At 64.3% G+C, this 12123-nt stretch carries 6 protein-coding genes; 4 read left to right on the top strand and 2 right to left on the bottom strand.

Annotation, left to right across the window (positions count from 1 at the left end; translation table 11 throughout):
• Nucleotides 1-71 precede the first annotated feature (71 nt).
• Together xdhB and xdhA are read right to left on the bottom strand one after the other, a co-directional pair.
• Nucleotides 72-2471, bottom strand: a complete 2400-nt coding sequence (gene xdhB / locus ACIP1G_RS25385) for a xanthine dehydrogenase molybdopterin binding subunit (RefSeq protein WP_400741897.1) — start codon at nucleotides 2469-2471, stop codon at nucleotides 72-74.
• A complete protein-coding gene (xdhA, locus tag ACIP1G_RS25380) occupies nucleotides 2464-3918 on the bottom strand; it encodes a xanthine dehydrogenase small subunit (RefSeq protein ID WP_400741894.1) in 1455 nt (484 codons plus the stop codon). Before xdhA ends, xdhB begins: the two co-directional genes overlap by 8 nt.
• A 268-nt stretch (nucleotides 3919-4186) precedes the next feature.
• Here xdhA and ACIP1G_RS25375 point away from each other — a divergent pair, with 268 nt between their 5' ends.
• The 4 genes from ACIP1G_RS25375 (at nucleotide 4187) to ligA (ending at nucleotide 12002) form a co-directional block, all read left to right on the top strand.
• Complete coding sequence (locus ACIP1G_RS25375) at nucleotides 4187-4846, top strand: GntR family transcriptional regulator (RefSeq protein ID WP_400741892.1); 660 nt, start codon at nucleotides 4187-4189, stop codon at nucleotides 4844-4846.
• 3 nt (nucleotides 4847-4849) lie between these two features.
• Nucleotides 4850-8338: a chromosome segregation protein SMC gene (smc, locus tag ACIP1G_RS25370; protein WP_400741889.1), complete on the top strand. Its 3489-nt coding sequence runs from the start codon at nucleotides 4850-4852 to the stop codon at nucleotides 8336-8338.
• Nucleotides 8339-8543: 205 nt separating this feature from the next.
• Nucleotides 8544-9431 (top strand): cell division protein ZipA, encoded by an 888-nt coding sequence (gene zipA / locus ACIP1G_RS25365; protein ID WP_400741887.1) that lies wholly within the window; start codon nucleotides 8544-8546, stop codon nucleotides 9429-9431.
• 240 nt (nucleotides 9432-9671) lie between these two features.
• Complete coding sequence (gene ligA / locus ACIP1G_RS25360; RefSeq protein WP_400741886.1) at nucleotides 9672-12002, top strand: NAD-dependent DNA ligase LigA; 2331 nt, start codon at nucleotides 9672-9674, stop codon at nucleotides 12000-12002.
• The last annotated feature ends 121 nt before the right edge of the window (nucleotides 12003-12123 follow it).

The following is a 12123-nucleotide window of genomic DNA, read 5'->3' as shown; positions in this document are numbered from 1 at the left end:
TACCCGCGAATGCGGTGGTGAAGCCGCTATCGCATTCGCGGGTGAACCCGCTCCTACAAGGCCATGCGCTGTCAGTGGGTGACGGTTTCCAGTTCCGGTTCGGCAGGTTGCGCGGCAGCCACCGCCTTGCGCATCTGCTCACACCCCCACAACACCCGCTCCGGCGTTGCCGGCGCATCCACCTGCGGCTGCACGCGGTAGTCGGCGAGGCTGGCCACGGCGTCCTTGATCGCGCACCAGGCAGCAATACCGAGCATGAACGGCGGCTCGCCCACGGCCTTGGAGTGGAACACGGTGTCTTCCGGGTTCTTGCGGTTTTCCACCAGTTTCACCCGCAAATCCAGCGGCATGTCGGCCACCGCCGGGATCTTGTAGCTGGCCGGGCCGTTGGTCATCAGCTTGCCCTTGGCGTTCCACACCAGTTCTTCGGTGGTCAGCCAGCCCATGCCCTGGATGAAGCCACCTTCCACCTGGCCGATGTCGATCGCCGGGTTCAGCGAATCGCCCACGTCGTGCAGGATGTCGGCACGCAGCATCTTGTACTCACCGGTCAGGGTGTCGACGATCACTTCCACGCAGGCAGCGCCGAAGGCGTAGTAGTAGAACGGCCGACCACGCGCCTGGCTGCGGTCATAGAAGATCTTCGGTGTGCGGTAGAAACCGGTGCTGGACAGCGACACCTGGGCAAAGTAGGCCTGCTGCACCAGTTGCTCGAAGCTGACGATCTGGTCGCGCACGCGCACATGGCCGTTGCGGAACTCGACGTCTTCCTCGGTGACCTGGTAATGCCGCGCGGCGAACTCGGTCAAGCGCCGCTTGAGGATTTCGGCGGCGTTCTGTGCCGCTTTGCCGTTCAGGTCGGCACCGCTGGAGGCGGCAGTAGGCGAGGTGTTGGGCACCTTGTCGGTGTTGGTGGCGGTAATCTGGATGCGGCTGAAATCAACCTGGAAGATCTGCGCCACCACCTGTGCCACCTTGGTGTTCAGGCCCTGGCCCATCTCGGTGCCGCCGTGGTTCAGGTGGATGCTGCCGTCGGTGTAGATGTGGATCAGCGCACCGGCCTGGTTGAGGAAGGTGGCAGTGAACGAGATGCCGAACTTGACCGGGGTCAGCGCCAGGCCTTTCTTCAGCACCGGGCTGTTGGCGTTGAAGCGGCGGATCGACTCGCGGCGCTCGGCATAGTCGCTGCTGGCTTCCAGTTCGGCGGTCATCTCGTCGAGCATGTTGTGCTCGACGGTCTGGTAGTAGTGGGTGACGTTGCGCTCGGTCTTGCCATAATAGTTGGCCTTGCGCACCGCCAGCGGGTCGCGGCCCAGGTGGCGGGCGATATGGTCCATCACCTGCTCGATTGCGACCATGCCTTGCGGGCCCCCAAAGCCGCGGTAGGCGGTGTTGGACGCGGTGTTGGTCTTGCAGCGGTGGCCGTGCACGGTGGCATCGCCCAGGTAATAGGCGTTGTCGGAGTGGAACATGGCGCGGTCGACGATCGAGCCGGACAGGTCAGGCGAGTAGCCGCAGTTACCGGCCAGGTCGAAGTTGATGCCGTGCAGGCGGCCGTTGTCGTCGAAGCCCACGTCGTATTCGACGTAGAACGGGTGGCGCTTGCCGGTCATGGTCATGTCCTCGACCCGTGGCAGGCGCATCTTGGTCGGCTGGCCGGTCAGGCGCGCCACCACCGCACACAGGCAGGCCGGGCTGGCGGCCTGGGTTTCCTTGCCGCCAAAACCGCCACCCATGCGGCGCATGTCCAGCACCACCTTGTTCATCGGCACGTCGAGCACTTCGGCGACCAGCTTCTGCACTTCGGTGGGGTTTTGCGTAGAGCAGTAGACAATCATGCCGCCGTCTTCGGTCGGCATCACCGAGGAAATCTGCGTTTCCAGGTAGAAGTGCTCCTGGCCGCCGATGTGCAGGGTGCCCTGAATGCGGTGCGGGGCACTGGCCAGGGCGGCAGCGGAATCGCCGCGCTGGTGGGTGTGGCTGTCGAGCACGAAATGCTTTTTGCGCAGCGCCTCGACCACGTCCAGCACCGGCTCCAGGTCTTCGTATTCGACGATGGCGGCCATGGCGGCGCGGCGTGCGGTTTCCAGGTCACGGGCGGCGACGGCGAGTACCGGCTGGCCGAAGAACTCGACCTTGTCGATGGCCAGCAGCGGGTCGCCGGCCACCACCGGGCCGATGTCTTTCAGGCCGGGGATGTCTTCGTGGGTAATGGCGATGCGCACCCCCTCGAAGGCATAGCACGGCGTGGTGTCGATGCGCAGGATGCGCGCATGGGCACGGTCGGCGGTGCGCGCATAGACGTGCAGCTGGTTGGGGAATTCCAGGCGGTCGTCGATGTAAAGCGCCTCGCCGGACACATGCTTGTCGGCGCTGTCGTGCTTGACGCTGCGGCCGACCCCGGTGGCCAGGTCCTGGCTGAACAGTTCGGCCATCTCGGCCTGGCTCTTGGCTACGTGATGGTTAGACATAAGCGGTCACCCGGGTTTCGATGTACGGCGTTTGCTGTTCGATGAAGTACTTGCGCAGCAGGTTCTGCGCGGTCAGCAGACGGTATTCCTTGCTGGCGCGGAAGTCGCTGAGCGGGGTGAAGTCCTCGGCCAGGGCCTGGCTGGCGCGCTCAATGGCGGCCTGGTTCCACGGCTTGCCGCGCAATGCGGCCTCGCAGGCACGGGCGCGTTTGGGGATCGCCGCCATGCCGCCAAAGGCGATGCGCACGCCGCTTACCACGCCATCTTCGATGCTCAGGTTGAAGGCAGCGCACACGGCGGAGATGTCATCGTCCAGGCGCTTGGACACTTTATAGGCGCGGAACGCCCAGTCGTGGGTGGCGCGCGGCACGATGATCTTCTCGATGAACTCGCTGTCCTGGCGGGCAGTGATGCGGTAGTCGATGAAGTAGTCTTCCAGTGGCATCACCCGCTGGCGCTCGCCCTGGCGCAGCACGACCTGCGCATCCAGGGCAATCAGCAGGGGTGGCGAGTCGCCAATCGGCGAAGCGTTGCCGATGTTGCCGCCGAGGGTGCCCTGGTTGCGGATCTGCAGCGAGGCGAAGCGGTGCAGCAGGGCGCCGAAGTCGGGGTATTCCTCGTTGAGCGCGCCGTAGCAGTCGGTGAGCGGGGTGGCAGCGCCGATTTCCAGGTGGCTGGCGGTTTTTTCGATGCGCTTGAGTTCGGCCACGTGGCCGACATAGATCATCACCGGCAAGGTCTTGTGAAACTGGGTGACTTCCAGTGCCAGGTCGGTACCGCCGGCCAGCAGCCGCGCTTCGGGGTGCGAGCTGTACAGGTCGGCAAGGTCGGCCACGGTCAGCGGCACCAGGCAGCGCTTGTCGCCGCTGTTCAGCTCGCCGGTCTGGGTTGGCGCAATGGCTTTGAGGCGGCTGATGGTTTGCGCCTGTTGGGCGTCGAACTGGTCGCGGCAAGGCTGGCGGCAGCTCTGCTCGGCGGCGTCGAGAATCGGCCGGTAGCCGGTACAGCGGCACAGGTTGCCGGCCAGGGCTTCCTGAGCCTGGTGCAGGTCGGGGCCGCTGCTGTTCTTTTGCAGGGCAAACAGTGACATGACGAAGCCGGGGGTGCAGAAGCCGCATTGCGAGCCATGGCAATCGGCCATGGCCTGTTGCACGCTGTGCAATTGGCCCTGGTGCTTGAGGCCCTCAACGCTGATCAGTTGCTTGCCGTGCAGCGACGAAACGAAGGTCAGGCACGAGTTCAGGCTGCGGTAACGCAGGCTGTCGTTGCCCTGGTCGTCCTGGGTCAGTTCGCCGACCACCACGGTGCAGGCGCCGCAGTCACCGCTGGCGCAGCCCTCCTTGGTGCCGGGTTTGCCCAGGTGCTCGCGCAGGTATTGCAGCACCGTCATGTTCGGGTCCAGGGCGTGCTCACTATGCAGCTCCTGGTTGACGAGAAACTGGATCACGGGGATGGCCTCGCAATGGTTTTATTGTTGTTGGGCGGACTCTAAGCAAGAGCTGTCCAGCAGGTCAATATTTTTCTGACTCAAAGGTCAGGAAATTGCTCATATCCACACCCAGCCGCACACATTGGCCCTATCACAAGCATAGTTCGCGCCGGGCGGGAGGCTGCCCAGCGGGTCAAATAAACCGCGTGGCCCCTCTGCGCGATTACCGGCCAAGTACGCTACAATCGGCCCCTTGTGCCCAGTTCAATGATTTTGAAGGAAAACCATGACGTTCAAGGCCCCGGACAGCCTCTCCGAGCAGATTGCCGATTACCTGGCCGAACGCATCATCCGCGGCGAGTTGGCACCTGGCGAGCGTATCCAGGAGCAGAAAGTCACCCAGGCACTCAACGTCAGCCGTGGCTCGGTGCGCGAAGCGCTGCTGATTCTCGAACGCCGCCACCTGGTGGCGATCTTGCCGCGCCGGGGTGCCCACGTAACCGAGCTGGACGAGCGCAGCGTACGCAGCCTGTGCGAGCTGATGGGCGAGTTCTACATCCTGCTGGGTAACGCGGTTGCGCAAAAATGGCGCACCGAAGCCGACCTGCGCCCGTTCCTGGAGATCCAGCAGCGCTTGCAGCGGGCTCACGACCAGATGGATATCAAGGCCTTCGTCGCCGACAGCTTCGCGGTCATGCGTGCAGCCTATCCATTCGCCGACAACCCGTTCCTGCAGGAAACCGTGGATAACCTGCAGCCGGCCATGAGCCGTGCTTACTACCTGTCGCTGGACCAGCGCCAGGCCAACATGATCGACTACCTCGACCTGTTTGCCCGCCTGCTCGAAGCCGTGGTCGCCCGTGACCTGCCGCGCATTCGCGAGGTGCTCACCGCCTATGGCCAGCGCAGTTGCGAACTGGTGCTGGCGGCGCTGGCCCGAGGCTGACCGATGCGCTTGAAGTGCATTCGCCTGGCCGGGTTCAAGTCGTTCGTTGACCCGACCACGGTCAATTTCCCAAGCAACATGGCGGCGGTGGTCGGCCCCAACGGCTGCGGCAAGTCCAACATCATCGACGCGGTGCGCTGGGTGATGGGCGAGAGTTCGGCAAAGAACCTGCGCGGCGAGTCGATGACCGACGTCATCTTCAACGGCTCCAGTGGCCGCAAGCCGGTCAGCCAGGCCAGCATCGAGCTGGTGTTCGACAACAGCGAAACCACCCTGGTCGGCGAATACGCCGCCTACGCCGAAATTTCGATCCGCCGCAAGGTCACGCGCGACGGGCAGAACAGCTATTACCTCAACGGCGCCAAGTGCCGTCGACGTGACATCACCGACATTTTCCTGGGCACCGGCCTGGGGCCGCGCAGTTACTCGATCATCGAGCAGGGCATGATCTCCAAGCTGATCGAGGCCAAGCCCGAAGAGCTGCGCAACTTCATCGAGGAAGCCGCCGGTATCTCCAAGTACAAGGAGCGCCGCCGCGAAACCGAGAACCGCATCCGCCGCACCCAGGAAAACCTGGCGCGCCTGACCGACTTGCGTGAAGAGCTGGAACGCCAGCTGGAACGCTTGCACCGTCAGGCCCAGGCGGCCGAAAAGTACCGTGAATACAAGGCCCAGGAACGCCAGATGAAGGCGCGGCTGTCGGCCTTGCGCTGGCGCGACCTCGACGAGCGGGTACGCCAGCGTGAGGCGGTGATCGGCGACCAGGACGTGTCACATGAAGCGCTGGTGGCCGAACAGCGCAATGCCGATGCCAGCATCGAGCGGTTGCGCGACGGCCACCATGAATTGTCCGAGCGCTTCAACCAGGTGCAGGGCCGCTTCTACTCGGTGGCCGGTGACATCGCCCGGGTCGAACAGAGCATCCAGCACGGCCAGCAGCGCCTGCGCCAGTTGCAGGACGACTTCAAGGAAGCCGAGCGCACGCGCCTGGAAACCGAAGCGCACCTGGGCCACGACCGCACCTTGCTGGCCACCCTGGGCGAAGAGCTGGCCATGCTTGAGCCCGAGCAGGAAATGACCTTGGCTGCCGCTGAAGAAGCTGCCGCTGCCCTTGAGGAATCCGAGCTGGGCATGCATGGCTGGCAGGAGCAGTGGGACAGTTTCAACAGCCGCTCCGCCGAACCGCGGCGCCAGGCCGAAGTGCAGCAGGCACGCTTGCAGCAGCTGGAAGCCAGCCTGGAGCGCCAGGCCGAGCGCCAGCGCAAGCTGGGGGAGGAGCGTGAGCAACTGGGTAGCGACCCGCAGGATGCTGCCATGCTCGAACTGGCCGAGCAGCTGGCCAGCAGCGAAATGCTGCTGGAAGAGCTGCAATTGTCGGAAGAGCAAGTGGTCGAGCGCCTGGAAGGCGTGCGCGAGCAGCTGCAACAAGCAACCCAGGCCCAGCAGCAGGCACAGGGTGACTTGCAGCGCCTGGGCGGTCGCCTGGCATCGCTTGAAGCCTTGCAGCAAGCCGCCCTGGAACCGGGCGCAGGTGCTGCGGACTGGTTGCATGGCCAAGGCCTGGAGCAGCAGCCGCGCCTGGCTGAAGGGCTACGCGTGGAGCCGGGCTGGGAGCTGGCGGTGGAGACGGTGCTTGGCGCCGATCTGCAAGCCGTGCTGGTGGACGACTTCAGCAGTCTTGATTTTGCCGGCCTGGAGCAAGGCGAGTTGCGCTTGCTGCTGGCCAGTGGCGCCGGCGCCATGTTGCCCGGCAGCCTGCTGGAAAAGGTTGAAGGCCGTATCGACCTGGCGCCCTGGCTAGGCCAGGTCAAGCCCGTGGAAGACCTGGCCCAGGCGCTGCAACAGCGCGCCTCGCTGGGTGAAGGGCAGAGCCTGGTCAGTCGCGATGGCTACTGGGTTGGCCGGCACTTCCTGCGGGTGCGCCGTGGCGGTGAAGCTGAAGGCGGCGTGCTGGCACGCGGCCAGGAAATCGAACGCCTGGGCCTGGAACAACTGGCGCAGGAAGCGGCGCTGGAGCAACTGGAGCAGCAACTTCAGGCCCTGCGCGATCAGCAACTGGACCAGGAAGAGCAGCGTGAACAGCTGCGCCGCCGCACCCAGGAAGAAAACCGCCTGCACGGCGAGCTCAAGGCTAGCCTGTCGGCCAGCCGTGCCCGCGCCGAGCAGGTCGAACTGCGGCGTCGTCGCCTGCTGGAAGAACTGGCAGAACTGGAAGAGCAGCGCGCCCTGGAGCACGAGCAGCTGGGCGAAGCACGCCTGCTGCTGCAGGAAGCCCTGGAGCTGATGGCCCAGGACACCGAGCAGCGCGAGCAGTTGATGGCCCGCCGCGACACCCTGCGCGAAAGCCTCGACCGGGTGCGCCAGGAAGCCCGCCAACACAAGGACCACGCCCACCAGCTGGCCGTGCGCCTGGGTTCGCTGCGGGCCCAGCACGACTCCACCCGTCAGGCCCTGGAGCGCCTGGAGCAGCAGGCCGCGCGCCTGACCGAGCGCCAGGAGCAACTGAGCCTGAACCTGGAGGAGGGCGAGGCCCCGCAGGAAGAGCTGCGCCTGAAGCTGGAAGCGCTGCTGGAGCTGCGCATGAGCGTCGACGAGGAAATGCGCAAGGCCCGCCTGCACATGGACGAAGCCGACCGCGAACTGCGCGCCGCTGAAAAGCGCCGCACCCAGGCCGAGCAGCAAGCCCTGCTGCTGCGCGGCCAGCTGGAGCAGTTGCGCCTGGAGTGCCAGGGCCTGGATGTGCGGCGCAAGACCCTGCAGGAGCAATTGCTGGCCGACGGCTACGACCTGCAAGGCGTGCTCGCCACGCTGGAGGCCGAGGCGAGCGAGCAGGGTACCGAACAGGAGCTGGAGCAGCTTGAAGCACGCATCCAGCGTCTGGGCGCGATCAACCTGGCGGCTATCGAAGAGTACGAGCAGCAGTCCGAGCGCAAGCGCTACCTGGACGCGCAGGACGCCGACCTGGTCGAAGCATTGGAGACCCTGGAAAACGTCATCCGCAAGATCGACAAGGAAACCCGCAACCGCTTCAAGGATACCTTTGATCAGATAAATGCCGGATTACAGGCACTTTTCCCAAAAGTTTTCGGTGGCGGCAGCGCTTATCTGGAACTGACGGGCGAAGATCTACTCGATACAGGGGTGACGATCATGGCGCGACCACCGGGCAAGAAGAACAGCACCATCCATCTGCTGTCCGGTGGCGAGAAAGCACTGACCGCTTTGGCGCTGGTGTTTGCCATCTTCAAGTTGAACCCCGCACCGTTCTGCATGCTCGACGAAGTCGACGCGCCGCTGGACGATGCCAACGTCGGGCGCTACGCCCGTCTGGTCAAGGAAATGAGTGAAAGCGTGCAGTTCATCTACATCACCCATAACAAGATTGCCATGGAGATGGCGGATCAATTGATGGGGGTGACCATGCATGAACCAGGTTGTTCACGTCTTGTTGCAGTTGATGTGGAGGCGGCCATGGCCATGGTCGACGCGTGATGCGCGACGATAGAGGCACATTCTGTAGCGAAATGCCCCCGCCATGTGCGACAGACGGTGTAAAGTTGTCTTTGGTCGTGCTAGCTTAATGTCACTCGTTTTTTGCGTGGGTAAAACGCCTGTCAGAACATAGAGTTGGCGCCACGTGTTAAAGGGCTTTGAACCCTTTGTTTTCAAGCATATTTTTATAGAGGCACGGGATTACATGGAAATCGGTCTGCGCGAGTGGCTGATCCTCATCGGCATCATTGTCATCGCCGGTATTCTTTTCGACGGCTGGCGCCGCATGCGCGGTGGAAAAGGCAGGTTGAAATTCCGCCTGGATCGCAGTTATTCCAGCCTGCCGGACGAAGAGGGCGGCAGTGCCGAAGTGCTCGGCCCGTCCCGGGTGCTGGATGCTCACAAGGAGCCTGAGCTTGACGAAAGCGACTTGCCGTCGCTCAGCGCTTCTGCGCGTGATCGCGAGCGCGAACGCGAACCAGCCAAAGCCAGCAAACGCGGCAAGCGCGCCGCTGCTGCACAAGCCCAGGGCGACCTGAACCTGAGCGCCGAGCCGCGCGAGCCCGACCTGTTCGCCGACAGCGACGACGACTTTGCCGCCGACAATACCCGCAACAGCGGTGCGGCGCCTGCCAGCAGCAGCGTCAAGGAGTTGCCGCCGGCCGAAGAAGTGCTGGTCATCAGCGTCATCTCCCGTGACGAGGGCGGCTTCAAGGGCCCGGCATTGCTGCAGAACATTCTGGAAAGCGGCTTGCGCTTCGGCGAAATGGACATCTTCCACCGTCATGAGAGCATGGCCGGCCACGGCGAAGTGCTGTTCTCCATGGCCAACGCGGTCAAGCCTGGCGTGTTCGACCTGGACGATATCGACCACTTCAGCACCCGTGCGGTGAGCTTCTTCCTCGGCCTGCCAGGCCCGCGTCATCCGAAGCAGGCCTTCGACGTGATGGTGGCTGCGGCGCGCAAGCTGGCCCACGAACTGAACGGTGAGCTCAAGGACGACCAGCGCAGCGTGCTGACCGCCCAGACCATCGAGCACTACCGCCAGCGCATCGTCGAGTTCGAGCGCCGCGCGCTGACCCAGAAGCGCTGACAGATCCAGACGAAAGAGCAGCCTGAGGGCGTGCTGGTCGGTTCGGGTGTTGTTGTTGCCTGTACTGGCCTCTTCGCGGGTAAACCCGCTCCTACACAGGTACATCGCCGCCCTTGGGGTTTGTGATGCCCCTTGTAGGAGCGGGTTCACCCGCGAAGAGGCCGGCACAGGCTGCAAATACCTTGAACCCCATGCACCACCCCAGGCTGCTCTTTTGCTTTGCAAGAGAAGACAAAACCCATGACCGCCGAAACCCGTATCCACGAACTGCGTGCCGAGCTCGACCAGCACAACTACCGCTACTACGTGCTCGACGAGCCCAGCGTGCCCGATGCCGAGTACGACCGCCTGTTCAACGAGCTCAAGGCGCTTGAAGCCGAACACCCGCACCTGGTAACCCCCGACTCGCCCACCCAGCGCGTCGGCGGCGCGGCCCTGGCCGCGTTCAGCCAAGTGCGCCACGAAGTGCCCATGCTCAGCCTGGGCAACGCCTTCGAAGAAGCCGACCTGCGTGAGTTCGGCCGTCGCGTGGTCGACGGCCTCGACCAGCCCGGCGCGGTCGACTACAGCTGCGAACCCAAGCTCGACGGCCTGGCCGTGAGCCTGCTGTACCGCGACGGGCAACTGGTGCAGGGCGCCACCCGTGGCGATGGCACCACCGGCGAGGACATCAGCGCCAACGTGCGCACCGTGCGCAATATCCCGCTCAAGCTGCAAGGCGAGGGCTGGCCTGCGGTGCTGGAGGTGCGCGGCGAGGTGTACATGAGCAAGGCGGGTTTCGACCGGCTCAATGCCGCCCAGGCCGAAGCCGGCGGCAAGACCTTCGCCAACCCGCGCAACGCCGCCGCCGGCAGCCTGCGCCAGCTGGATTCGAAAATCACTGCCAGCCGCCCGCTGGAGTTCTGCTGCTATGGCGTCGGCCAGCTGTCCGAGAGCATCGGCGACAGCCACATCGGCATCCTTGAGCAGCTCAAGGCCTGGGGCATGCCGATCAGTCGCGAGCTCAAGCATGCGGCAGGCATCGAAGAGTGCCTGGCTTACTACCGCGACATCGGCGAGCGGCGCAACAGCCTGCCGTATGAAATCGACGGTGTGGTGTTCAAGGTCAACAGCCTGGCTGCTCAACGTGAACTGGGCTTCCGCGCCCGTGAGCCGCGCTGGGCGATTGCTCACAAGTTCCCGGCCATGGAAGAGCTGACCGAGGTGCTGGACGTCGAGTTCCAGGTTGGCCGCACCGGCGCGGTAACCCCGGTGGCGCGCCTTAAGCCGGTCAAGGTGGCTGGCGTGACCGTGTCCAACGCCACCTTGCACAACATGGACGAAATCGCCCGCCTGGGCCTGCGCATTGGCGACACGGTGATCATCCGCCGCGCCGGTGATGTGATCCCGCAGGTGATGCAGGTGGTGCTTGAGCGTCGCCCGGAAGATGCCCGCCCGGTAGCAGTGCCCAGCGAGTGCCCGGTGTGTGGCTCGCAGGTCGAGCGGACCCAGCTGGTCAAGCGCAGCAAAGGCAAGGAAACCACCAGCGAAGGCGCGGTGTACCGCTGCGTTGGCCGCCTGGCCTGTGGCGCACAGCTCAAGCAGGCGATCATTCACTACGTGTCGCGCCGCGCCATGGACATCGATGGCCTGGGTGAAAAGAGCGTCGAGCAACTGGTGGACGAAGGCCTGATCGGCTCGCCGGCCGACCTGTACAAGCTGGAGTTCGAGCAGATCGTCGGCCTGGAAGGTTTCGCCGAAGTGTCTACCCAGAAGCTGCTGGATGCCATCGAGGCCAGCAAGCGCCCGAGCCTGGCGCGCTTCATCTACGCCCTGGGCATCCCGGACGTAGGCGAGGAGACCGCCAAGGTGCTGGCCCGTTCGCTGGGCAGCCTGGCGCGCGTGCAGCAGGCGCTGCCGCAGGTGCTGACCTACCTGCCGGACATCGGCCTGGAAGTCGCCTACGAGATCCACAACTTCTTTGAGGACGAGCACAACCAGAAGGTGATCCAGCAGCTGCTCGATTGCGGCATGCAACTGCAGGACGAAGGCGAGCTGGCTGCCGAATTCGCCGCCAGCACCACCCTGGCCGGCATGATCGCCAAGCTCGACATCGCCTCGGTCGGCCCTACCGGCGCCGAGAAGCTGGTGGCCAAGCTCGACAGCCTGGAGAAAATTATCGCCGCCGACGGCATCGACCTTCGCCAGGCGCTGGCCGCCAAGCAGGCCGACGCGGTGCGTGAGTTTTTCAAGGATGAAGCCAACCAGAAGCTGGCGCGAGACATCGAAGCGCAATTGCTGGCGTTTGGCATGCACTGGAGCAGTGAGAAGAAGGTGGCCGAAGGCTTGCCGCTGGCCGGCCAGACCTGGGTGCTGACCGGTACCCTGGAACGCATGAGCCGCGACATTGCCAAGGACAAGCTGGAAAGCCTGGGGGCCAAGGTGGCCGGTTCGGTTTCTGGCAAGACCCACTGCGTAGTGGCCGGGCCGGGGGCGGGGTCGAAGTTGGCCAAGGCCAGCGAGCTGGGAGTGAAGGTGCTCGATGAAGATGCCTTCATCGCCTTCCTGGGCGAGCAGGGCATCGCCGTCTAAAAGCTTGCGCGCCCCCTGTAGGAGCGGCCTTGTGTCGCGATCGGGCCGCAACGCGGCCCCACCATCTCAGCGTCGCCACCAGTATCGCCGGGGCCGCTTCGCGGCCCGATCGCGACACAAG

This window comes from Pseudomonas sp. NPDC089392 (genome assembly GCF_044749595.1).
GTDB lineage: Bacteria > Pseudomonadota > Gammaproteobacteria > Pseudomonadales > Pseudomonadaceae > Aquipseudomonas.
This window is presented reverse-complemented; position numbering and strand designations above follow the sequence as displayed.